Genomic DNA, 23,504 nt, shown 5'->3' on the forward strand with positions numbered 1-23,504 from the left:
GGGTCGACGAAGCGGTGCAGGCCCTCACCGGTGTTGGTGTACGCGCAGTCCGCGACGACCTTCAGCTCATTGGCCCCGGCCTGCAGGTGCGGCAGCGTGATCCGCGAGTCGCGGAACACCGCGGCGACGTCCAGCGCGCTGCCGTTCAGCTCGACCTCGTGCACCGCGGGGGCGACCAGGTCGATGAAGGTCTCCGCACCGGCCTCGGCGGAGTCGAAGCGCACGACGGTGACGGACCGGTAGGTCCCGCCCTCCTGCGCTCCGGAGAGGTCGAGATCGATCTCGTACGCGTCCACGGTCAGCAGGCGCGCCCGCTCCTGTGCCTCTTCGCGGGTCAGATTCGTGCCAGGCACGCGGTCATCTCCTTGCTCTGTGATGTTTCCCGCCATCCTTCCACGGGACGTGCACCCAGGGCGATGTCCGTTTTCCGCCGGACCGGGGAGCTCCGGCGCGGCACGCTCGGGTCCATGACCACGTACGAGGCACGCGCGATCGAACCGGACGCGCTGAAAGAACTCCGGGAGACCGACGACGCCGGGCGCCCCTGCGTCCCGTACACCGCCACGGAGGGCGGCGACCCGCTGCGGTGCTGCCTGCGCGGCAGCGAACCGGGGGAGCGCATCGCCCTGGTCTCCTACGCCCCGCTGCGCCGCTGGGCCGCGGCGACCTGGGCCCGTCCGGGGGCGTACGACGAGCAGGGCCCGGTCTTCATCCACGCCGACGCGTGCGAGGGGCCGGACCCGGCCCGGAAGGGCTACCCGTTCTCCCGCGCGGGCGCGCTCCGCACGGTCCGCCGCTACGACGCGGACGGCCGCATCACGGGCGGCCGCCTCCTGGAGATCCCGGCGGACGAGGAACGCGGCTACGACGAGGCGCTGAGGGAGGCTTTCGCGGACCCGGCGGTGGCGCTGGTGCACGTACGCGCCGTGGAGTACGGCTGCTGGCACTTCGAGGTGAGGCGTGAATCAAGCCCCTCCGGCGATTGAGGAGCGGGGGTCCGGGGGCGGCGCCCCCGAACCCCACGGCACCCCGGCTTCAGCCGGCGAGCTCCGCCGCGACGAGCTCCGCGATCTGGACCGCGTTCAGCGCCGCGCCCTTGCGCAGGTTGTCGCCGGAGACGAAGAGCGCGAGACCGTTCTCCACGGTCTCGTCGTTGCGGATGCGCCCCACGAAGGACGCGTCCTTCCCCGCGGCCTGGAGCGGCGTCGGGATCTCGGACAGCTCGACGCCCGGCGCGTCCTTCAGCAGCTCGTACGCGCGCTCCACGGAGACCGGGCGGGCGAAGCGGGCGTTGACCTGGAGGGAGTGGCCGGAGAAGACCGGGACGCGGACGCACGTGCCGGAGACCTTCAGCTCCGGGATCTCCAGGATCTTGCGGGACTCGTTGCGGAGCTTCTGCTCCTCGTCCGTCTCGAAGGAGCCGTCGTCCACGATCGAGCCGGCCAGCGGCAGCACGTTGAAGGCGATGGGGCGCTTGTAGACGCCCGGCTCCGGGAAGTCCACGGCCGAGCCGTCGTGCGTGAGCTTGTCCGCGTCGGCGACGACCTTGGACGCCTGGCCGTGCAGCTCGGCGACACCGGCGAGACCGGACCCGGAGACCGCCTGGTACGTGGCGACGGTCAGCGCTTCGAGCCCCGCCTCCGCGTGCAGCGGGCGCAGCACGGGCATGGCGGCCATCGTGGTGCAGTTCGGGTTGGCGATGATGCCCTTGGGGCGGTCCGCGACCGCGTGCGGGTTGACCTCGGAGACGACCAGCGGGACCTGGGGGTCCTTGCGCCAGGCGGACGAGTTGTCGATCACGACGGCGCCCTGCGAGGCGACCTTCTCGGCGAGTGCCTTCGAGGTCGCGCCGCCGGCCGAGAACAGCACGATGTCGAGGCCCGTGTAGTCGGCCGTGGAGGCGTCCTCGACGATGATGTCGCGTCCCTGCCACTCGATGACGGAGCCCGCCGAGCGCGCGGAGGCGAACAGCCGCAGCTCATCGACCGGGAACTTCCGCTCGGCCAGGATGCCGCGCATGACTGTGCCTACCTGACCGGTGGCGCCGACGATTCCGACCTTCACAGGGACTCCCTCAGACATACGAACGGGCACGGTTGCCGGTCCATGATGCGTCTGTCCACGCCCGCCTTGTCCAATCCATTGTCCGGCCTGCGGACGAGTGGCGCGCAGCACAGTGGGGCGGGTGCTCGGCGAGCACCCGCCCCACTGCCGTACGGATCACATGTTCAGCACCGTGTGGTTACGGCGTGACCTTCTCGATCACGACGCTGCCGGTGCCCGCCGCGGTGCCCCGGGCGTTCACGAGGCCGACCTCGCCGAAGAACTGCCGGCCCTCGGGGGCCGCACCCGCCACCTCGACCTGGGCGCCGACCCGGGCCGACGCGCCGGGGGCCAGGTTCACGGCCTTCGACTCGTCCACGGAGATCGTGCCGAGCGACGCGGAGTAGTACACGTCGCGGTAGTCGTACTCGGTGGTCCCGGCCGGGACGTCGTACCCGTCGATGACGACGGTGTACGTGCCGGCGGCCGGCTTCACCAGGCTGACGGACTCCTCGGAACCGGCCGTGGTGGAGGCGCCGACCTCGGCGCTCCCCTTGTACACGTACAGGTCGAGGTCGGCGTTGGCGTCGCTCGTCCCGCCGATGGCGACGTCCAGCTTCTCGACGCCCTCACCGATGGTGACCTCCTTGGTGTACGAGCCACCGGTGGAGATCGACGGGCGCTCGACGTCGGCCGAGCCCAGCGAGCCGCCCTTGAGCCTGCCCTCCAGGGCGCCCGCGTTGTTGGTCACCGTCCAGTCGACCGAGGCCGGGGTGCCGATCTTCGCCTCGGCGATGGTCTGCACCGCCGGGTCGAAGGTCGCGCCGAGCAGCGCCACGTCCAGCTTGTACGGGTTGTCCAGCAGCGGCGACGTGCGCCGGGCCTCGACCTCGATCTCCCAGACACCGGGCTGCGGGTCCGCGTAGGAGCGCGCGTCCGGGCGGCAGGTGTTGGCCGGGTTCTCGTAGTTCGGGTAGCAGAACGGCGTACCGCTGTCCTCCATCTGCACCCCGTACGGGTGGATGGAGATGAAGCGGGTCTGGCTGCCCGAGCGCAGGGCGCTCATCGCGACCTCAAGGGTCTTGGCGCCCTCCGGCACGGTCACGAAGTACGACGTGGAGCCGTTGCGCTGCACCGAGCCGGACGCCTTGAACGCGTAGGACGGCTTCGCCAGCTCCTTGGAGACGACGACCGTCGTCAGGATCTGCTGGTCCGTGCCGGCGGTCTTCCTGTCGTCCAGCTGAAGGATCGCGCTGTGGACGCCCGCGGTCCGCGGCTTCGCCTGGACCTTGACCGTGACGGGCCTGCCCAGCGGCAGCGAGACCTTCTTGGGGCCGACGAGCTCGAAGGTGCCGTCGTCGTACTTCCAGGAGAGCTTGTGCTCGACCTTCTTGTCCGGGCCCGTGGTGCGGGTGACCGTGACGTCGTAGGTCTTCTTCTGGCCGGCCTTGAGGCCGCCCTCGCGGTCGTACAGGCCGGTGCCGAAGCCCGGGGTCTTCAGCGCGAAGTCGATCGCGGTGTCGACGGGGGCCTTGACCGTGTACTCGTGCGCCGGGGCGCCCTTCTTGGAGATCAGCTTCCAGGCGTCCACGATGTTGATCAGACCGGCGCCCTGGGCGTGCGCGGGCACGTCCTTGATCTTGGTGGCGGTGCTGGTCAGCGCGGTGCGCAGGTCGGCCGGGGGCAGCTCGATGTGCTTCTGCTTCGCGGCGGACAGCAGCAGCGCGGTCGCGCCGGCGGCCTGCGGGGAGGCCATCGACGTGCCCTGGAGCATGGAGTAGCCGGCCGGCAGGGAGTAGCCCGCCTCCTTGACCGGCGAACCGGGCAGCCAGGTCTGGGTCGAGTTGATCGACGCGCCGGGCGCCGTCAGGGTCGGCGCGAAGCCGCCGTCCTCACGCGGGCCGCGCGAGGAGAACGGCATCATGTCGTACTTCTTGGTGACGTTCGAGCCGTAGTTGGCGGCCCAGGTCTCCTTGGAGATGGACGCGCCGACCGAGATGACGTGGTCGGCGAGGCCGGGGTCACCGATGGTGTTGACGCCGGGGCCGTCGTTGCCGGCCGAGATGACCAGCTGGACGCCGTAGATGTCGATGAGCCGCTTGTAGAGCTCGGAGCGGGCGTTGTTGCCGTCGTTCAGCGGCGGCAGGCCGCCGATCGACATGTTGACGACGTCGACGCCGCGGTTCACGACGAGGTCGATCATGCCCTCGGTGAGCGCGATGTTGGTGCAGCCGCCGGACCAGGTGCAGGCGCGCGAGGAGACGATCTTCGCGCCGGGCGCGGCACCGTTCATCGTGCCGCCGAAGAGGCCGTTGGCGGCGGTGATGCCGGCGACGTGCGTCCCGTGCTCGGACTCGATGACCCCGATGGAGACGTAGTCGGAGGTGGCGCCGGCCGCGTTGTAGACGACGTCCTCGCGGTTCTCGACGACGAACGGGATGCGCTCGGAGACGTCGGTGCGCGGGTCGTCCTTGCCGAAGTAGGAGACCTGGTGCTTCTCCTTGTACGGCTTGAGGGCGGTGTCGTCGCCGAAGTCGCCGTTGTTGTTCAGGTCGACCCGGGAGGCGCCGCTGACCGGGTCGTAGAGCACGGCCCAGGTGTCGGTGGTGTCGCCGTCGCGGTTCAGGTCGCCCGCCATGTCGCCGCCCTTGGTGGCGGCCTCGGCGAACAGGCTGATCCGGTACGAGCCCTTGGGCGCGTTGTAGGTACGCCCCTTGTACGTGAACACCGGGCCGGAGACGGCGTCCGTCATCCGCAGCCAGGTGCCGTCGCCGTCGCTCACCGGGTCGGTGGCGGTCACCCAGTCGGTGATCTTGCGCTCACCGGTGGTGGTCTTCTGGAGCGCGGGGTGCGCGATGTCGACGCCCGCGTCCAGGACGCCGATGGTGATCCCGCGGCCGTCCGCCTTCGGGTGCTGCTTCACGAAGTCGACCGCGCCCGTCTCGAAGGACGGGTTGTACGGGTTCTTCGCGGGCGTCTTCTTCCCGGGGGCCGGGTAGCTGCCGGTGGACTTCGCCCTGCTCTTCGCGCCGGTCGCCCGGTCCGCGGCGGGCGTCGGGTCGTCCAGCACGATCTCCTGCTTGAGATCGATGCCGTGGACGGAGCTGAGCTTGGACGCCGCCTTGATGGTGGCCTCGGCGGTCGCGGTCGGCACGGTCGCCCGTACGTAACCCAGCTTGTCGTACGCACGTCCCAGCACGGAGCCCTTGACGGCGTCCAGCTGCTTGGTGACCTGCTCGGTCGCACCGGGGGCGGTCGCGACCATCATCGTGACGTTCTTCTCGCCCTTGGCCTTGGCCTTGGTCAGGACCTCGGCGTCGGCGGTGCCCAGCTTGTCCGCGGGAGCGGTGCCGGCGGCCTTGACGGGTGCGGTGGCCGGGTCGTCGGCGGCGAAGACGGGGGCGACACCGGTGGCGGCCAGCGCGGCCACCAGACCGGCGGCGGCCGCCACCCGGGCCGCTCGTCTCGCTCCGGATATGGAACCGGGGGATTCGGAGGTCATCAGCATCCCTGTATGTGAAAGAGAGAGTCCGGAAATCGGTACCGGATGACCGCTCACCCTTTCGTAAATGACAGGGCTTTGTGGAGACTTGTGGGGGGCTTGTTGGGTACATGGCGTGATCCCGCCATCGGGGCGGAAGCGTCAGCAGGGACGAACGGGTGGATACGGGACGCACATCCAGCCATGTGAGGTGCGGGGCCCCGGTTCAGCGGGGAAGGATCATCACGTACGCCGCCGGCTCCCGGTCCGCCGCGGCCATCAGCGCAGTCCGGACCACGGTCGCCTGCTGCCCGAGCGCGTCCCGCAGCTTCTTCGGCGTGAGGTGCACGACCGTGACGCCGAGCCGTTCCAGGTGCTCGCGCCGCGCCGTGTACGCGGACCACTCGGCCTCGTGCCTCTCGTCCTGCCGGCTGTGGCGCGGGGCCCTGGTGTCCAGCTCCACGGCGACCGCCTCATCGGGCCAGTAGGCGTCCACGCCGCCCAGGTGCGGGCCGCCGGGCAGCCGCAGGTCCACGTTCCACAGCGGCTCCTCGAGCCCGTGCGTACGCACCATGTCGTACAGCCGCTCCTCCGCCATCGCCCGGCCCTCGGCGAGCAGCGAGTCGACCGCGTCGACCACCTGCGGCCGGCCGAGCACCTTCGCCCGGTTCAGCTCGCCCACCAGCACCGCCGGCTCGCAGTGGCCGCCGCGCACCGCCTCGGTCAGCAGCCGGCGCACCGTGACCGCGTCCCCGAGCCCGGCCACCGCGTCCGCCAGCGCCCGCGCCACCGGGGCCACCGGCAGCCCGTCCACCCGTTCCGGGCGCGGCAGTTCGGCGGTCCGCAGCAGCCGGGCGTACCCGGCCGAGCGCAGCCGCCGCACCCGGGGCACCAGCACGTCGACCCGCTCCACGGTGGCGGCGGGCGGCGCGGCGGTGAAGCCGTACAGCGAGAGCGCGGCGAGCCCGGTGAGCACCGCGTCGCCGTACGCCGGGTCCACGGTGCGCGCGGGGTCCGGGCGCCGCCCGGAGGCCGGGGGGCGGCCCGCGTACAGCAGGGCGGACCGCAACCGCTCCCGGCCGCTGAGCGGTCCGGGGTGCAGGACGAAGACGCCGGGCAGCGGCTGCTGCCACGGACCACCGTCCCGGCACCGCTCCGCGGCTCGCCCGACGGGCACGCCCATCGCCTTCAACTCGGTGGCGGAGAGGACGCGTTGACGCCCGCGAGCGGGAACGGAGCGGCCGGACTGGAGCGGGGTGTTCTGGGTCATGCTCCGGTGTATCCCGCCAACGGCCGCGACCTTAACCCCTGTTACAGGGCCGTCGACATACCCGGACAACAACACCGTCCCGCACCGCACCCCAGCCCGTCCGGCGTTTGAGAACGGAACCCCTGTCCGGGAGCACGGCAACCGGACAAGGGCCCCCGGCCGGGTCAGGCCACCGAATCCGCAGCCTGCGCCCGCAGCGCCCGGGCAAGGTCGTCCCGGGCCTCAAGGACCAGCCGCCGCAGCGCCGGCGCCGCGTCCGCCCGGGACTCCAGCCACGCGTCGGTCGCCTCCAGCGTCGCCGGGTCGTCCTGGAGGGAGGGGAACAGCCCCTTGACCACGGCCATCCCGATCTGGATCGACCGCTCGGCCCAGACCCGCTCGATCGCCTCGAAGTACCGCGCGGTGTACGGCGCCAGCAGCTCCCGCTGGGAGGACTGCGCGAAGCCCGCGATCGTCGCCTCCACCAGCGCGTTGGACAGCGCGTCCGACTCCACGACGTCCGCCCACGCCCGGGCCTTCACCTCGGCGGACGGCCGGGAGGCCAGGCACCGCACCTGGTGCCGCTTGCCGGAGGCCGTGTCGTCCCGGGCCAGCTCCGCGTCGACCGCCGCCTCGTCGGCCGCGCCGTGGGCGGCCAGCGGCGACAGGAACGCCCAGCGCAGCTCCTGGTCGACGTCGAGCCCGTCGATCCTGGCGGTGCCGTCGAGCAGCCCGGACAGCAGCTGGAAGTCGGTGTCCGACGTGGCGACCGACGCGAAGAACCGGGCCCAGGCGAGCTGGTGCTCGCTGCCCGGCTCGGCGAGCCGCAGTTCGCCGAGCGCGCCCTCGGCCAGCGCCCGGCCGCCCTCCTCGCGCCACGCGGGAGCCGCGTAGTTCACGAGCGCGCCGCGCGTCCAGGCGTGCAGCATCTGGAGCACACCGATGTCCGTCTCGCGCCCGGCGAAAGCCAGGACCAGCGAGACGAAGTCGCGGGCCGGCATCAGCCCGTCGCGGGTGAGGTTCCACAGGGCCGACCAGCACAGCGCCCGGGCCAGCGGGTCCGTGATGTCGCCCAGGTGGGCGCGCAAGGTGGCGAGGGAGACCTCGTCGAAGCGGACCTTGCAGTACGTCAGGTCGTCGTCGTTGACGAGGATCAGCTCGGGCCGCTCGGCCCCCGCCAGCTCCTCGATCACGGTGCGCGGGCCCGACACGTCCGCCTCGGCGCGCGCGTAACGCACCAGCTCCCCTTCCGGGTCGCGGCGGTACAGGCCGACGGCCACCCGGTGGGGCCGCAGCTCCGGGTGGGACTCGGCGGCCTCCTGGAGGACGGCCAGCTCGGTGATCCGGCCGGCCGCGTCGTACGTGGCGAGCGGGGTCAGCGAGTTGACGCCCGCGGTCTGGAGCCAGGAGCGCGACCAGGCGGTCATGTCACGCCCGGAGGTCTCGGACAGCACCGACAGCAGGTCCCCGAGCCGGGTGTTTCCGTACGCGTGCTTCTTGAAGTAGCGCCGGGCGCCCTCCAGGAACGCCTCCCGCCCCACGTACGCCACGAGCTGCTTGAGGACGGAGGCGCCCTTGGCGTACGTGATGCCGTCGAAGTTCAGCTTGGCGTCCTCCAGGTCACGGATGTCGGCCGTGACCGGGTGGGTGGAGGGCAGCTGGTCGGCGCGGTACGCCCAGGACTTGCGGTTGTTGGCGAAGGTGATCCAGCCGTCCTCGAAGCGGGTCGCGCCGGTCATCGCGAAGACGCCCATGAAGTCCGCGAAGGACTCCTTCAGCCACAGGTCGTCCCACCACCGCATGGTGACGAGGTCCCCGAACCACATGTGCGCCATCTCGTGCAGGATGACGTTGGCCCGGCCCTCGTACGCCGCCTGCGTCACCTTGCCGCGGAAGATGTACTCCTCGCGGAACGTGACACAGCCCGGGTTCTCCATCGCGCCGAGGTTGTACTCCGGCACGAACGCCTGGTCGTACTTCCCGAACGGGTACGGGTAGTCGAAGTTGTCGTGGAAGAAGTCCAGGCCCTGCTTGGTGATCAGGAAGATGTCGTCGGCGTCGAAGTGCTTGGCGAGCCCCTTGCGGCACATCGCGCCGAGCGGGATCTCCAGTGTCGTGCCGTCCGCGAGGGTCCGGCTGTACGAGTCGGTGACGTAGTGGTACGGACCGGCGACGACCGCCGTGATGTACGTGGAGATCGGCTGCGTCTCCGCGAACCGCCACACCCCGCCCTCGCGGGACTCCTCCGCGCCGTTGCTCCACACCGTCCACTCGGCGGGCGCCGTCACCCGGAAGCGGTAGGGGGCCTTGAGGTCGGGCTGCTCGAAGTTGGCGAAGACGCGGCGGGCGTCCGCCGGCTCGTACTGGGTGTAGAGGTAGACCTCGCCGTCCTCCGGGTCCACGAACCGGTGCATGCCCTCGCCGGTCCGGCTGTACGCGCACTGCGCGTCGACCACCAGGACGTGTTCGCCCTCCGCCAGGTCCGCCAGCGCGATCCGCGCCCCGTCGAACACGGCCGCCGGGTCCAGCTCGGTGCCGTCCAGCGTCACCGCGTTGACCGAAGGGGCGATGAGGTCCGCGAAGGTCGACGCGCCGCCGCGCGCCGCGCGGAAGCGGATCGTCGTCAACGAGCGGAAGGTCAGCGGACCGTCCGCCGCGTCCCGGCCGGGCCCGCCGGTCGCGGAGCGCACGTCGAGTTCGACGTCGTAACCGTCGACGGTCAGCAGCTCGGCCCGCTCGCGGGCCTCGTCTCGGGACAGGTTCTCGCCGGGCACGGCACACTCCTTTGTGTCACGTTCGAATAGTTTGATCCTCCCATGCCGTCATCCGGACCTGCGGGCGGGAATGGCCGGAGCGTCGTCCGGTGTTGTCGGGCACAGACTTGCCCACCGGCGCGATCCGCCCGTTCGAGGAGAGAGATGTCTGACAACAGCACGGCGACCGGCAGGACCCCCGTCGACTTCTGGTTCGACCCGCTCTGCCCCTGGGCCTGGATGACCTCCCGCTGGATGCTGGAGGTGGAGAAGGTCCGCGACGTCGAGGTCCGCTGGCATGTGATGAGCCTGGCCGTGCTCAACGAGGACCGGCTCGACGAGCTGCCCGCCGAGTACCGCGACATGCTGGAGAACAAGGCGTGGGGCCCGGTCCGCGTCGTGGTCGCCGCCCAGCAGCTGCACGGCGACGAGGTCGTCGGCCCCCTCTACACCGCGCTCGGCACCCGCTTCCACAACCGCGGCGAGGGCCCGACCCGGGAGGCCGTCCAGAACGCCCTCAAGGACGTCGGCCTCCCCGTCGAACTCGCCGACCACGCGGACTCCGACACCTACGACACCGAGCTGCGCGCCTCCCACAAGGAGGGCATCGAGAAGGTGGGCCAGGAGGTCGGCACCCCGGTCATCGCCGTCCCCGGCGCCGACGGCGAACAGATCGCCTTCTTCGGCCCGGTCGTCACCCCGGCCCCCAAGGGTGAGGAGGCCGCGAAGCTCTGGGACGGCACCCTGATGGTCGCCTCCATCCCCGGCTTCTACGAGATCAAGCGCACCCGCACCCAGGGCCCGATCTTCGACTGACCGCACACCCCGTCGCGGGGACCGGTCCCCGCCGGTCCCCGCCGCCGGCTGTGACGCCACCGTGACGCGATATGTGACCTGGCGCACAGCCCGGCCCGGGCTCCCTTTGATCTTCTGGGCGGATGCGTCCCGCCACCGCCCTCGCCCTGTGTGCCGCCCTCGCGAGCACCGCGCTGCTCAGCGGATGCGGGAAGGAGACCGCAGGGGCCTCGGCCTCGCCCGGGGCGACCTGCGCCTCCCTCGCGCCGCTCCCCGACCCCGCCGGGCGGACCTGGGACAACGTCCGGGTCGTCAGCGGCGGGTGCGGTCCCTCCGGCGCCCCGTCCACCGGGTTCGAGGTCACCAACACGGACAACGAACCGCTCACCTTCACCATCACGTTCACCCTGGTCAACGGGTTCGGCGAGGCCATGGACAGCACCACGCGCACCGTCGAGGCGGTCGAGCCCGGCCAGACCGTGCGGCGGCCCCTGGACGCCGAGGACGGACCGGGCTCGGCCCGCCGGTACCGGGCCCGGATCACCAAGGTGCGGGCCGTCCCTGCCGACGGGGCCCCGGCCGGGGACGGCGCCTGCCCGTCCTCGGGGGTCCGCATCACCAACGACCGGGGCGACGCCGCGATGGGGCTGCACGTCGTGGGCATCAACCTCACCAACTGCTCCACCGCCGACTACGAGCTGAACGGCTACCCGGCGCTCCGGCTCCTCGGCGATGACCGCGAGCCGGTGAGCGGGATCAAGATCCTGCGCGGCACCACCGCGATCTCCACCGGCATCGGCGGCAACGCCGAACCCCGCCCCGTCACGCTGCGCCCCGGCGAGAGCGCGCACGCCACCCTCGCCTGGCGCAACACCACCACCGAGGGCGACCCGGTGAACGCCCCGTACGTCGAGGTCACCGCGAAGCCCGGCGCCGCGCCCGTGACGGTCACCCCGGAGCTGGACCTCGGCACCACGGGCCGGCTCGGCGTCGGCCCGTGGACGAAGACCCCGGCGGGCGCGGGCGCCCCTCAGGAGTAGAAGTCGCGCCGCCAGCTGTGCTTGGCCAGGACCGCCAACTGCTCGGCGGTGAGCGGCTGTCCGTCACTGAGCGCGGTGTTGCGCTCCACGTTGCGGACGCTGCGCATCCCCGGGATCACCGTCGAGACCGCCGGGTGGCTCAGGACGAACCGCAGCGCGTGCTCCGCGATCGCGTCCGGCTCGATGCCCAGGTCCGCCACGATCGCCGCGACGCGCCGCTCGACCTGGGCCGGGCGGCCGTCGCGGAAGTAGCGGTTGCGGAAGTCGCCCTCGGGGAACGTCGTGTCCGCGGTGATCCGGCCGGTCAGACCGCCCTCGTCCAGCGCGACCCGGACGATCACGCCGACGCCGTGCTCCGCGCAGGCCGGCAGCAGTTCCTCGGCCGGGGACTGGTCGAACACGTTGTAGATGACCTGCACGCTGTCCACGAGCCCGCTGCGCACGAGCGCGACCGCGCTCTCCGGCGAGTGGTCGTTGACGGAGACCCCGAACAGGCGGACCTTGCCCTCCTGCTTCAGCGCCGCGACCGTCTCCAGCCAGTCCCCGCGCCCCAGCCACTCGTCGTTCCAGACGTGGAACTGGAGCACGTCGAAGTGGTCCAGTCCGGACGCGGCGAGACTGGTCTCCAGGCTGGTACGGATGTGGTCCCCGGGGAACGCGTCCGCCGGGTCCGTGCCGTCCGCCGCCGGCCACACCTGGTTCTTCGGCGGCACCTTGGTCGCGACCAGCACCTCGTCACCGGTTCGTTCGCGGACCACCTGCCCGACGATGCGCTCGCTCTCGCCGTAGCCGCGCGCGGTGTCGATGAGGTTCACCCCGAGGTCGACGGCCCGGTGCAGGGCGCGCAAGGACTCGTCCCGCGTCGCCCCCACCCAGCTGGACTCCCCGATGCCCCAGGCCCCGTAGCCGATCTCGGACACCGAAAGTCCGCTGCGTCCCAGCTCGCGGTAGCGCACAGTCATCCTCCACGTCGTCGTCCCGTTCCGGGCACATCAGCACGACGATAGGGGAGTCGTACGGGCGGGGCAGCTGGTTATACGGGTGTTCAGCCGGCCGCCGGGCGGTGGACGGAGACCGGGTCGCCGACCCGCACCACGCCCTCGTGGACCACCGCGTTCTTCGCGCCGAAGCTGAGCTTGTTGCCGAACTCCGGCTCCCTGCGGTACGTGGCCAGCGTGCGCACCGGCTCCGGGCCGGCGCGGCGCCCGGTCCGCTGGTCGACGAGGGGGACGTTGCACCGGATCGCCTTGACGGAGTGGGCGAGTTCGGCGGTGCCCACGGTCATCCGCGCCACCCGGTCCTCGAAGTGCGGCTCGTCGTCACCGGTCAGCACGATGTTGGCCCGGAAGCGGTCCATGGGCACGGGCGCGGCGTCGCCCCGGGCCGCGATGCGGGCGTTGAGGCCGGCCAGCGAGGCGGTCGAGGTGACCAGGACCGCGTGCGCGTCGGCGAAGTTGAGCTTGCCGGGGGTCTCGCCCCAGCCGTCGCGGTCGAAGCCGGGGGCCACCCGGACCAGCCGGCACGCGGCCCCGAGCGCGTCGGAGAACCACTGCGCCGCCTCGTCCCCCTGGTCGACGGCCTCCCCGAGGTCCCGGCCGAACATGCTGACCTCGCGGCGCGGCCCGTCCGGGGCCACGTCCAGGCGCAGCGGCCCGACGGACTCGGCGGACAGGGCGAGGGCCCTTCCTGCGTCGAGGACCCGGACCCCGAACGCCGCCATCGCGGGGTGGGCGCGCTGGCTGCGGAACGCGCCGTCGGCAGCGTCGACCACCATGAACGTCCGGTCGTGTTCGAGGCCGGTGGCGGTGACCCGGGCGGAGTCGGTGCGGGTCCCGGCGCAGCCCTTGACCGGGTAGTACACCAGCTCGTGGACGGTGATCGTCATGACGTGCTCCTCATGCCGGACATCATGACAGCCGGGGACGGGCGACAGAGAGGCCCCCGCCTGTCACGTCCAGGCGGGGGCCTCCCCTTCATCCGCCTGCCAGGTGAAGGGTGAGAAGACGATCACGAGGCAGGACGTCCGGGGTGTATCGCTGCGGGGCCGCCGGCTCAGGGGGCGAGCAGCAGCACGTCCGCGCGCTCCTTGGCGGCGGCGTAGCGCTTGGCCACGTCCTGCCAGTTGACGACGGCCCACATCGCCTCGATGAAGTCGACCTTCTGGTTCTTGTACTGGAGGTAGAAGGCGTGCTCCCAGGCGTCGAAGACCAGGATCGGGGTCGAGCCCTGGCCCACGTTGCCCTGGTGGTCGTAGACCTGCTCCACGATCAGCTTGCCGCTGACCGGCTCGTACGCGAGGACGCCCCAGCCGGAGCCCTGCGTGGTGGCCGCGGCCTTCGTCAACTGCGACTTGAAGCCGGCGAAGGAGCCGAAGGACTCGGTGATCGCGTCCGCGAGGTCGCCGACACCGTCCGCGGCCAGGGGCTCGCCGCCGCCGTCGCCGGTCATGTTGTGCCAGTAGATCGAGTGCAGGATGTGGCCGGACAGATGGAAGGCGAGGTTCTTCTGGAGGCCGTTGATCGCCCCCCACGCCTCCTTGTCCCGCGCCTCCTCCAGCTGCTCCAGGGTGTCGTTGGCGCCCTTCACGTACGCGGCGTGGTGCTTGTCGTGGTGGAGCTCGATGATCTGCGGATTGATGACTGGTTCGAGCGCGGCGTAGTCGTACGGGAGTTCCGGGAGCGTGTACGTGGCCATTGGTTTCGAACCCTCCAACTGCTGACAAGTTGTTATTGCAACATCTATGCAACAGCAGGCTAACAGCAGCAACGCGAAACACCGGGTCAGCCCTTCGGCTTAGGACCCGGTGTTTCGTACGGTCCACGGGGGTTCGGCTCAGACTCCGGCGCGCCGCCGCTGGCGTACGGCCCCGATCGCCGCCAGGGCCAACGTCAGCGCGCCCGATGCCAGCAGCTGGTCGCGGGTCGAGGGCTGGCGGAGCATCAGGACGAAGATGCCGGCCATGGCGAGCAGCGCCCCCACCGTCAGCCCCGGGAACAGCCACATCCGCACCACCAGCCTCTCCGGCGCCTCGCGCTCCAGACGGGCGCGCAGGACCAGCTGGGAGACGGCGATGAAGATCCAGACGACCAGGATCACCGCACCGGTCATGTTCAGCAGCCACGGGAAGACGTCGTCCGGGCGCCAGTAGCTCAGCAGCACGCACAGGAAGCCGAAGGCGGACGAGACCAGGACCGCCGTGCGCGGCACCCCGCCGGAGACCCGGCCCAGCCGCTTCGGGCCCTGACCGCGCGACACCAGCGAGCAGGCCATGCGCGAGGCGCCGTAGATGTTGGCGTTCATCGCGGAGAGCAGGGCGACCAGGATGACGACGTTCATGATCTGCGCCGCCTGCCCGATGCCGAGGTGGTCCAGCGCCGCGTAGAACGGCCCCACCTCCACCACCTTCGGGTCGTCCCAGGGCACCAGCGTGACGACGACCGCCATCGAGCCCACGTAGAACAGCGCGATCCGCCACATCGCCGTCCGCACGGCCTTCGCGACGCCCCGCACCGGGTCCTCGGACTCCGCGGCCGCGATGGTGACCGTCTCCAGGCCGCCGTACGCGAACACGGAGGCGAGCAGCCCGATGACCAGGCCGTCCGGGCCGTTCGGCAGGAAGCCGCCCTCGCCGCCGAGGTTGGCGGTGCCCGGCGCGTCCGTACCCGGCAGGACGCCCAGGACCGCCAGCACGCCCAGCACCAGGAACAGCGTGATCGCGGTGACCTTGAGCGCGGCGAACCAGAACTCGAACTCGCCGAACTTCGTCACCGAGGCCAGGTTCGTGCCCAGGAACACCACCATGAACAGGGCCACCCAGGCCCACTCCGGGGTCCCCGGCAGCCAGCCCGTCACGATCTTGGCCGCGCCGATCCCCTCAAGGCCGACGGCCGTGCAGAGCAGCACCCAGAACGCCCAGCCCGCCGTGAACCCGGCCCACGGCCCGATCGCCCGCTCCGCGTGCACCGAGAACGAGCCGGACGCCGGATGGGCCGCCGACATCTCGCCGAGCATCCGCATCACGAGCATCACCAGCAGCCCCGAGACCGCGTACGCGATGACGATCGAGGGGCCCGCGGCGGCGATGCCTGCTCCGGAGCCGACGAAGAGCCCGGCGCCGATGACACCGCCCAGGGCGATCATCGAGAGATGGCGCTGCTTCAGCCCGTGCGACAGGGGCGAGTCGGGGCCGGTGTCCGGCGCGTTGGCCGGGGAGCCGGTGGGGGAGGGCGCGGAGGTCCGGGACATGGACGGGCTCTGTTCGGTCGGTGAGACGGGGACGTTCTCCCAGTCTGGACACGTGATCCGCTCGCCGGTAACCACCGTCCGCTATACGGTCACCGGGTCCACACCGGGCGCGCACGCGGCGGCGGGCGGTGGGCCACCGTCACGTACCGCGCCTTTGGAGGGAGTTCACAGTCCCGCTCCCGTGCGCCTTCCCGACCCGCCCGGGGCGCATCCCCGCTCACCTCCGTGACAAGCATCACGCTCCGCGATGATTGCGCCACCCGCCTTGTGTGAATCCCACCAACGCCCCGATCGCCGCTTTGTGGGCCGTTGATGGTGATCGGGCGCGGCCCGGTCGGATAGCGTCACGGTCAGTCCGTCTCCACCCTCACCCCCGCGGAGTCCCCGATGAGCACTGCTGCCGCCCCCGCCCGCACCGGAGCGGTCCTCGCCGACCTGCTGCCCGCCGCCCGGCACCGCTACGCCGTGGACACCGCACTGGTGCTCGGCGGCGCCGCGCTCACCGGCATAGCCGCCCAGATCGCCGTGCCGGTCCCGGGCTCCCCGGTCCCGGTCACCGGCCAGACCTTCGCGGCTCTCCTCGTCGGCACCGCGCTCGGCGCCCGCCGCGGCTTCCTCTCCCTCGCCGTGTACGCCCTCGTCGGCATGGCGGGCATGCCGTGGTTCTCGGCCGGCAGCTCCGGCCCGGGCGGCGCCTCCTTCGGCTACGTCCTCGGCATGCTCCTGGCCGCCACCGTCGTCGGCGGCCTGGCCCGGCGCGGCGGCGACCGCTCGGCGCTGCGCACGGCCGGGACGATGGTCCTCGGTTCGGCGATCATCTACGCGGTCGGCGTGCCGTACCTGGCGCTGTCCACCGGCATGTCGGCGAGCGCCGCGATCGCCGCGGGCCTGACGCCGTTCCTGCTCGGCGACGCGCTGAAGGCGGCCCTGGCCATGGGCGCGCTCCCCGCCTCCTGGAAGCTCCTCGGCCGCCGGGGCTGACCACGCAGGACCTCTGTGGAGGCCCGCCGGACCGCACCGCGGAACGGCGGGCCTCCGCGCGTTCTGCCCGGCACCGGGCACACCGCACCCCGTCGTCGGCGCCGGCGCGCCGCACGTGCCACACTCCTCCCATGCGCGTGTACCTCGGATCCGACCATGCCGGTTACGAACTCAAGAACCACCTCGTCGAGTGGCTCAAGGCCCAGGGCCACGAGGCCGTCGACTGCGGTCCCCACATCTACGACGCCCAGGACGACTACCCGCCGTTCTGCCTCCGCGCCGCCGAGAAGACGGCCGCCGACGCGGGCAGCCTCGGCATCGTGATCGGCGGCTCCGGCAACGGCGAGCAGATCGCCGCCAACAAGGTGAAGGGCGTCCGCGCCGCACTGGCCTGGAGCGAGCAGACCGCCGCGCTCGGCCGCGAGCACAACGACGCCAACGTGATCGCCATCGGCGGCCGGATGCACACGGTCGAGGAGTCCACCAAGTTCGTGGAGATCTTCCTCTCCACCCCGTACTCCGGCGAGGAGCGGCACACCCGCCGCATCGACATGCTCACGGCGTACGAGAACACCGGCGAGCTCCCCCCGGTCCCCGCCCACCACCCGCAGCAGGGCTGACCCCCCCTGTGCCGCCGGTCCGTCCGGCGGCACAGTCATGTCCGCCCCCGCACCACCCAGGAGACCCGCGACCGTGCCCGAGGGACACACGATCCACCGCCTCGCCGCGGACCACCGCGAGCGCTTCGCCGGCCGGCCGGTGCGGACGAGCAGCCCGCAGGGCAAGTTCTCCGACAGCGCCGCACTGCTCGACGGCCACGTCCTGGAGACGGCCGACGCCCACGGCAAGCACCTCTTCCTCTCCTTCGGCGACACCGGCTGGGTCCACATCCACCTCGGCCTCTTCGGCAAGCTGCACTTCGGTACGGTGCCGGCCCCGCCGCCCACCGACACCGTCCGGCTGCGCCTGGTCAACGACGCGCACCACGCGGACCTGCGCGGCCCCACCACCTGCGCCCTGATCACGGACGCCGAGAAGCGCGCGATACACGACCGCCTCGGCCCCGACCCGCTGCGCGACGGCGAGGACGGCGAACGCGCCTGGCAGCGGATCTCCCGCAGCCGGATCACCGTCGCCGCCCTGCTGATGGACCAGAAGGTCATCGCGGGCGTCGGCAACGTGTACCGCGCCGAGGTGCTGTTCCGGCACGGCATCGACCCGTACCGGGCGGGCAAGGACCTCACCCGGCGCGAGTGGGACGCGATCTGGGCGGACCTGCGCGCACTGATGCGCGAGGGCGTACGCCACAACCGGATCGACACCGTCCGCCCCGAGCACCTGCCCGAGGCGATGGGCCGCCCGCCCCGCGTGGACGACCACGGCGGCGAGGTCTACGTCTACCGGCGCGCCCGCCAGGGCTGCCACGTCTGCGGCACCGAGATCCGCACCGCCGGCCTGGCCGCCCGCAACCTCTTCTGGTGCCCCGGCTGCCAGTCCGCGTAATCCGCACGGCCTACGCGCGAGTACGGCACCGGTCGGGCCGATTTCGAACACATTGTCACGGGGTCCCCCTGCACCGGAGGCCGCCGGGTGGATAAGGTCCCGGCAATGGCCCGACGCGCAGGAGCAGAGACGTACCCGGCCCGATGGCGGAAATCGGCGCACCGGGTCTACACCACGCTGCGCCGGTCCGGGGTCGACTACTTCCGCGGCGACGGCTCCGACTGGATCGCCCTGGCCGGTCTGTTCCTGGTCATCCCGGTCATCACCTGCCTCACCCTGGTCGACCCGGTCTGGTGCGCGCCCACCATGCTCGTCCTGCCGATCGTCGCGGGCGGCCTGCTGCTGCGCCCCGCCAGCCTCCTCGGCCTGTACGCGGCGGCCGCCGTCGCCCTCATCGTGGAGTCGGTCTGGCTCGGTCCGTACGAGGACGGCCCCGCCAGGGTCACCCCCGGCACCGTGCTCACCGTCGCCGCCTGCGGGTTCTTCGGGCTGGTCCTCGCCCAGTTCCGCGCCCGGGTCGGAGTGCCCTGGCGACGCGGCGGCACCATGCTCTTCGACCTGCGCGAACGCATCCGCGTCCAGAGCTCGCTGCCCCGCCTCCCGCAGGGGTGGCACCGCGAGATGGCGCTGCGCCCGGCCGGCGGGCAGTCCTTCTCCGGCGACTTCGTCGTCGCGGCCCGGACCAACGGCGGCCGCACCCTGGAAGCCGTCCTGACCGACGTCTCCGGCAAGGGCATGGACGCCGGCTCCCGCGCCCTGCTGCTGTCCGGCGCCTTCGGCGGGCTCCTCGGCTCGCTGCCCCCGCACGGCTTCCTGCCCGCCGCCAACGGCTACCTGCTCCGCCAGGACTGGGACGAGGGCTTCGCCACCTCGATCCACCTGGTCCTCGACCTGGACACCGGCGACTACGAACTCCTCTCGGCGGGCCACCCGCCGGCCCTCCAGCTCCACGCCGGCAGCGGCCAATGGGAGGAGATGGCGGCGGAGGGCCCGCTGCTCGGGGTGTACGACGGCGCCGAGTTCGACCCGGTCAAGGGCCATCTCGCCCCCGGCGACGTGCTGATGCTCTTCACCGACGGACTGGTGGAGGCGTCCGACCGGGACATCGCGGAGGGCATCGACCGGCTCACCGGCGAGGCCGACCGCTACGTCAGCACCGGCTTCGAGGGCGCGGCCTGGCACCTGATCGAGGCGTGCGCCAAGGACGTCAACGACGACCGGGCCCTGCTGCTCCTGTCACGGAAGTCCTGAACTCACGGAAGTCCCGAACCGGCGCCGACCGGTTCGGGGAGCGCAGGTTCCGGGCTGCCCGGCAGGAGGCGGGCCAGCCAGTGCGAGCGCCCGGCGGCGAGCGGGGCCAGCACGGCGAGGACGAGCACATAGCCCGCGATGAACGGGGAGAGCCGTTCGTCGAGACCGGCGCCCGCCGCCATCGTGGCGAGGATCAGGGCGAACTCGCCGCGCGCCACCAGGGTGGTCGAGATGTTCGCGGTGGCCTGCGGGCCGAAGCGGTACACCCTGGCGGCGGCGATCCCGGCGCACACGTTCATCGCGAGGGTGACCGCGACGGCGGCCAGCACCGGCCAGAGCACGGGGGGCAGGTCGCCCGGGTCGATGGAGAGCCCGAAGGCGAAGAAGAAGATCGCGCCGAACGCGTCGCGCAGCGGGTGCACCAGCTTGAGGATGCGCTCGCCCGACGACGTGCTGCCGAGCATCAGCCCGACCATGAAGGCGCCGATCGCGTCCGCGACGCCGAACCACTCCGAGATCCCGGCCACCAGGACGGCGGCGCCGAGGAAGGAGATGACCAGGAGCTCGTCGTCCTTGGTTCCGATCAGCTTGCCGACGACCCGGGTGCCGAACCGGGCGGCCAGGGCGAGCAGCAGCAGGAAGCCGAACGCCTTGCCGCCGTCGGTCACCGCCGCGGCGAGGCTGTCGGCGCCGGACAGGATGGGCTGGAGGGCCGCCAGATACAGAGCGAGGAAGACGTCCTCCACGACGATGATGCCGAGGATGGGCCGGGTCTCCGGATTGCCGATCCGCCCGAGGTCCACCAGCACCTTGGTGACGATGGCCGACGAGGAGATCCCGAGCACCCCGGCGAGGACCAGCGCCTCGGAGGTGCCCCAGCCGAGCGCGAAGCCGAAGCCGAGCCCGGCGCCGACGTTCAGGGCGAGATAGGTGCCCCCGGCGAGGGCCATCTTGCGGCCGCCCGCTTTGAGGTCGTCCAGGTGGAATTCCAGACCCAGGTAGAAGAGGAGCAGCACCAGGCCGAGCGCGGAGAGCATCTCCAGGTCGTGCGGGTCGGCGACGAGGACGATGCCGGGGGTGTGCGGGCCGAGCAGGATTCCGGCCAGGATGAACAGGGGGATGGTGGGCAGTCCGATGCGGCGCCCGGCGCGGGCGAGAACCGCGGCGGCGAGGAAGGCGCCGCCCATGGCGATGAGCGTCTCTGCGTGTCCGATGAGCCTGACCTTTCGAAGAGTCAAGAGATCGTCAAGTAATGGTCAGCAGTTAGTTTACCGAACGTTTGACGTCGCAACTCTCTGGGCCGTTCCGCGAAGGGGTTCTAGAGTCCTCGCCATGACCGCATCACACGCTCAGCTGACCCTCGCCGAGGTCGAGGCCCTGGCCCGCGAGGCCCACGCCGCCCAGCGGGACAAGGCCGGCCGCCCCTACGCGGAACACCTCGCGGCCGTCGCGGAGGGCGTACGGAGCAGAGGCGGCAGCGACGAGCAGATCGCCGCGGCCTGGCTGCACGACGCCGTGGAGGACGACGCGCTGTCGGCCGAGTGGCTGGCCGGGGCCGCGCTGCCGCAGGCGGTCAAGGACATGGTGCTCGCCGTCACCAAGCGGGCGGGCGAGGAGCCGGAGGCGTACACCCGGCGCATCCTGGCCACCCCCGGCGCCCTGCTGATCAAGGAGGCGGACCTCGCCCACAACGCCGACCCGGCCCGCCTGGCGGTGCTGGAGCCGGCCACGCGTACCCGGCTGACCGCGAAATATGCGCGGGTACGGGAGCTACTGGGGCTCACCGCACCGGACACGCCCTCGGAACGACGGGATTGAGCCAACACCGCCCGAGGACACGACGAAGCCCGGCCACCGGGGCCGGGCTTCGTGAAGTGCGGGGAGACGTCAGATCTTGGCGGCGTCCCGGCGGAACGCCCAGTTCATGTCCGGCTCGGTCACGCAGCGCAGGACGCGCCGCACCGGCGGCGTGCACAGCAGGGTGACGGCGGTGGAGGCGACCACGGTCACGATCACCAGGCCCGCCGGACCGACCAGCCACGCGTGGTCGTCGAAGATCCCCGCGTAGTCGGCGCCCTTCACCAGGAAGCCGTGCAGCAGGTAGCCGCAGATGGTGCCGGCGCCGAGCACCGTGAACCACATGTGGCGGCGCGGGACCAGCGCGAGGAACCCGGCCGTCAGCAGGGTCGCGCAGCCGAACATCGCCAGGGTCATCACCGCGCCCGACCACCACGGCGCTCCCATGTCCTGGGCGCTGGAGTCCCGCAGGAACCAGCCCAGTTGCATCCGGGGCGCCGCCCAGTACGCGAAGACCAGCGCCCCGGCGAAGAGCGGCAGCGCGAACAGCCGGGCCTCGCGGCGGCGGACCAGCTCGAAGTGCTCGGGCTTCAGCTGGAGTCCGAGCACGAAGAAGGGCAGGAACTGCAGGACGCGCGGCAGGTCGAGGTCGTCACCGATGCTGGGCGCGAGCGAGGCGAGAACGGCGATCACGAGCGAAGCGGCCAGCGGATGGCGGAGGGTGCGCCAGATCGGCGTGGTGAGCCGCCAGATGAACAGGGCGGCCAGGAACCAGGTCAGGTACCAGGGCTCCAGCAGGCTGACGGCCGCGTCCGGCTGGTCGTTCGCGTACCGGCGGAACAGCGAGTACGCCGTCTCGAACACCACGTAGGGCACGGCGACACCGGTGACGAGCCGCTTCACCTTCTTGGGGCTCAGGTCGAACGACCGGGAGAAGTAGCCCGAGATGAGGATGAAGGCGGGCATGTGAAACGTGTAGACCACCATGTACAGCGCCCGGCCGGTCCGGCTCCCGTCCATGACCGGGACCCAGGAGTGGGCGACCGCGACGAGCACGATGGCGAGGTACTTGGCGTTGTCGAAGAAGGCGTCACGCTGCTTGGCCCCGCCGCTCCGAGCGGGCCGTTCCGCTGCCGGTGCCGGGGCCTCCCGGGTCGCCGTCGAGGCAGGGCGTCTGGGCTCCGCCTCCTCGGTCGCCGGGGGGAGTGTGGCCCTCTGCATTGCGTTCGGAGCGTGGAACATCTCAGGCACCCTAGACGTCTCGATTGCCATCCGTAAAACCGCTGTTGAATAGCGCGTCTTCCCTGCATATCAAATGGCAAACCAGCGAAATGTGCCCGTTATGAACCGTTTAATACCCATCAAATGGGGCAATCCGGCAGGCAGTTGACCGAAGTGAATTACCTCGCGTTCGGCGTCGAATTCCCCTGTGAATGAAGTGTGTGGATACGGAAACGATCACCGTCGCATATTTCCGGAGATCACACGTCCGCGGTCCCGTACGCGGCGGGCGGCCCCGCCCCGGCCCGGCGCACAGGGGGGCGCAAGGGGCGCAAGATGGCGCGATATCGACAGGTCGATACGTCACCCGGCAACACCCCGGCGGGAGTTGGTGGCACGATGGAGGCGACGGAGGGTGCACGGCCGCACATCTCCGGGCCGGCAAGGCGGACCGACCGAAGGTGTGAGCAGTCGTGGCCATTTCGCTGTCTGTGGTGCTTCTGTTGGGGATCGTCCTGGTCGTCATGATCCGGAGCGGTTCCATCAAGACGGGCCCCGCGATCGTCGCGGCGCTCTTCGGCTTCTTCCTGGCGCCGACCGGCATGGGGCCGTCGATCAACCGGTTCATGCACTCGATCATCGACTCGATAGGCCAGATCAACTTCTGAGCCGTCCGGCCACGACGCGAAGGGCCCGGTCCACCGGACCGGGCCCTTCGGCGATTGGAGCGGGCGACGGGAATCGAACCCGCGTAGCTAGTTTGGAAGACTAGGGCTCTACCATTGAGCTACGCCCGCATGCACCGCACCGCAGGTCACAAGGACCGCGGCACGACAAGCATCGTAGCGGGTCGCGGGCGCTGCCCGCACACCCCTTGGCGTGGCCCCACCGAAAGCGGCCGGCGCGGTGCCCTGCTGCATGTACCCTACGTGTCGCACCGACGGGGTGTGGCGCAGCTTGGTAGCGCGTCCGCTTTGGGAGCGGAAGGTCGTCGGTTCGAATCCGGCCACCCCGACCACTGGCAAGATCGCGTGGACAAGATCGCGTTGCGGGAGTTCTCCCCCTTGCCGTTACTATGCAAAATGCGTGCCCGTGTGTCTGATGTACCGGGCTCGGTCCGCGAAGCCGCCTCCCGTGCGGCGGAG

The 23,504-nt window shown here is 71.4% G+C and carries 19 protein-coding genes, 2 tRNA genes and 1 pseudogene; 10 read left to right on the plus strand and 12 right to left on the minus strand.

Translation table 11 applies throughout. The features are described from left to right. Positions 1–353 (minus strand): annotated as a pseudogene (locus tag ABZ565_RS31165) (aminopeptidase N); the annotation flags it as partial. A gap of 114 nt (positions 354–467) precedes the next feature. Here ABZ565_RS31165 and ABZ565_RS31170 point away from each other — a divergent pair. Beyond that, the gene (locus ABZ565_RS31170) at positions 468–986 is read left to right on the plus strand and encodes a DUF1203 domain-containing protein (protein WP_361034307.1); all 519 of its coding nucleotides are present in this window, start codon (positions 468–470) and stop codon (positions 984–986) included. A gap of 49 nt (positions 987–1,035) precedes the next feature. Here the strand turns inward: ABZ565_RS31170 and ABZ565_RS31175 are convergent, their stop codons facing one another. The 4 genes from ABZ565_RS31175 to pepN form a co-directional block, all read right to left on the minus strand. Beyond that, positions 1,036–2,064: an aspartate-semialdehyde dehydrogenase gene (locus ABZ565_RS31175; RefSeq protein ID WP_361034310.1), complete on the minus strand. Its 1,029-nt coding sequence runs from the start codon at positions 2,062–2,064 to the stop codon at positions 1,036–1,038. Positions 2,065–2,242: 178 nt separating this feature from the next. Next, positions 2,243–5,551 carry a S8 family serine peptidase gene (locus ABZ565_RS31180; RefSeq protein WP_361034313.1) on the minus strand — a complete coding sequence of 1,103 codons (3,309 nt, stop codon included), beginning with the start codon at positions 5,549–5,551 and terminating at the stop codon, positions 2,243–2,245. 199 nt (positions 5,552–5,750) lie between these two features. Then, positions 5,751–6,794: a hypothetical protein gene (locus ABZ565_RS31185; RefSeq protein WP_361034316.1), complete on the minus strand. Its 1,044-nt coding sequence runs from the start codon at positions 6,792–6,794 to the stop codon at positions 5,751–5,753. A gap of 164 nt (positions 6,795–6,958) precedes the next feature. After that, a complete protein-coding gene (gene pepN, locus ABZ565_RS31190; protein WP_361034319.1) occupies positions 6,959–9,547 on the minus strand; it encodes an aminopeptidase N in 2,589 nt (862 codons plus the stop codon). Between the two features lie 144 nt (positions 9,548–9,691). On the opposite strand from pepN, the gene ABZ565_RS31195 reads away from it, so the two are divergent. Then, complete coding sequence (locus ABZ565_RS31195) at positions 9,692–10,342, plus strand: DsbA family protein (RefSeq protein ID WP_361034322.1); 651 nt, start codon at positions 9,692–9,694, stop codon at positions 10,340–10,342. Between the two features lie 122 nt (positions 10,343–10,464). Then, positions 10,465–11,361, plus strand: a complete 897-nt coding sequence (locus ABZ565_RS31200) for a DUF4232 domain-containing protein (RefSeq protein ID WP_361034325.1) — start codon at positions 10,465–10,467, stop codon at positions 11,359–11,361. Here ABZ565_RS31200 and ABZ565_RS31205 read toward each other — a convergent pair. From ABZ565_RS31205 to ABZ565_RS31220, 4 genes are all read right to left on the minus strand, one after another. Continuing rightward, positions 11,352–12,317, minus strand: coding sequence for an aldo/keto reductase (locus tag ABZ565_RS31205; protein ID WP_361034412.1), 966 nt, complete (start codon positions 12,315–12,317; stop codon positions 11,352–11,354). The two genes, ABZ565_RS31200 and ABZ565_RS31205, sit on opposite strands and share 10 nt — an antisense overlap. Positions 12,318–12,406: 89 nt before the next feature. Continuing rightward, entirely contained in the window at positions 12,407–13,246 is an 840-nt protein-coding gene (locus ABZ565_RS31210) for an MOSC N-terminal beta barrel domain-containing protein (RefSeq protein ID WP_361034328.1), read from the minus strand. A 167-nt stretch (positions 13,247–13,413) separates the two neighbouring features. Then, positions 13,414–14,055, minus strand: coding sequence for a superoxide dismutase (locus tag ABZ565_RS31215; protein ID WP_073965192.1), 642 nt, complete (start codon positions 14,053–14,055; stop codon positions 13,414–13,416). Between the two features lie 138 nt (positions 14,056–14,193). Then, the gene (locus ABZ565_RS31220) at positions 14,194–15,606 is read right to left on the minus strand and encodes an amino acid permease (RefSeq protein ID WP_361034332.1); all 1,413 of its coding nucleotides are present in this window, start codon (positions 15,604–15,606) and stop codon (positions 14,194–14,196) included. Between the two features lie 387 nt (positions 15,607–15,993). On the opposite strand from ABZ565_RS31220, the gene ABZ565_RS31225 reads away from it, so the two are divergent. The 4 genes from ABZ565_RS31225 to ABZ565_RS31240 all read left to right on the plus strand — a co-directional run bounded on the left by ABZ565_RS31225 (position 15,994) and on the right by ABZ565_RS31240 (position 19,341). Next, the gene (locus ABZ565_RS31225) at positions 15,994–16,587 is read left to right on the plus strand and encodes a biotin transporter BioY (RefSeq protein ID WP_361034335.1); all 594 of its coding nucleotides are present in this window, start codon (positions 15,994–15,996) and stop codon (positions 16,585–16,587) included. 131 nt (positions 16,588–16,718) lie between these two features. Next, positions 16,719–17,207 (plus strand): ribose-5-phosphate isomerase, encoded by a 489-nt coding sequence (locus ABZ565_RS31230; protein ID WP_361034338.1) that lies wholly within the window; start codon positions 16,719–16,721, stop codon positions 17,205–17,207. Positions 17,208–17,280: 73 nt separating this feature from the next. Beyond that, the gene (locus tag ABZ565_RS31235; RefSeq protein WP_361034341.1) at positions 17,281–18,090 is read left to right on the plus strand and encodes a DNA-formamidopyrimidine glycosylase family protein; all 810 of its coding nucleotides are present in this window, start codon (positions 17,281–17,283) and stop codon (positions 18,088–18,090) included. Between the two features lie 105 nt (positions 18,091–18,195). Continuing rightward, complete coding sequence (locus ABZ565_RS31240) at positions 18,196–19,341, plus strand: PP2C family protein-serine/threonine phosphatase (RefSeq protein ID WP_361034344.1); 1,146 nt, start codon at positions 18,196–18,198, stop codon at positions 19,339–19,341. Between the two features lie 2 nt (positions 19,342–19,343). On the opposite strand, the gene ABZ565_RS31245 is transcribed toward ABZ565_RS31240, so the two are convergent. Next, positions 19,344–20,528: a cation:proton antiporter gene (locus ABZ565_RS31245; protein WP_361034347.1), complete on the minus strand. Its 1,185-nt coding sequence runs from the start codon at positions 20,526–20,528 to the stop codon at positions 19,344–19,346. A 145-nt stretch (positions 20,529–20,673) separates the two neighbouring features. On the opposite strand from ABZ565_RS31245, the gene ABZ565_RS31250 reads away from it, so the two are divergent. Further along, positions 20,674–21,159 carry an HD domain-containing protein gene (locus ABZ565_RS31250; RefSeq protein ID WP_361034350.1) on the plus strand — a complete coding sequence of 162 codons (486 nt, stop codon included), beginning with the start codon at positions 20,674–20,676 and terminating at the stop codon, positions 21,157–21,159. Positions 21,160–21,228: 69 nt separating this feature from the next. Here the strand turns inward: ABZ565_RS31250 and ABZ565_RS31255 are convergent, their stop codons facing one another. Beyond that, entirely contained in the window at positions 21,229–22,380 is a 1,152-nt protein-coding gene (locus tag ABZ565_RS31255; protein WP_361034353.1) for an acyltransferase family protein, read from the minus strand. Positions 22,381–22,832: 452 nt separating this feature from the next. Here ABZ565_RS31255 and ABZ565_RS31260 point away from each other — a divergent pair, with 452 nt between their 5' ends. Further along, positions 22,833–23,027: a hypothetical protein gene (locus tag ABZ565_RS31260; protein WP_361034356.1), complete on the plus strand. Its 195-nt coding sequence runs from the start codon at positions 22,833–22,835 to the stop codon at positions 23,025–23,027. A 55-nt stretch (positions 23,028–23,082) separates the two neighbouring features. On the opposite strand, the gene ABZ565_RS31265 is transcribed toward ABZ565_RS31260, so the two are convergent. Further along, positions 23,083–23,156: transfer RNA gene (locus ABZ565_RS31265), tRNA-Gly, on the minus strand. Between the two features lie 144 nt (positions 23,157–23,300). Here ABZ565_RS31265 and ABZ565_RS31270 point away from each other — a divergent pair. Next, positions 23,301–23,377 (plus strand) — tRNA-Pro (locus ABZ565_RS31270). The last annotated feature ends 127 nt before the right edge of the window (positions 23,378–23,504 follow it).

Origin of the sequence: Streptomyces sp. NPDC016469 (genome assembly GCF_040632905.1) — a bacterium.
GTDB lineage: Bacteria > Actinomycetota > Actinomycetes > Streptomycetales > Streptomycetaceae > Streptomyces.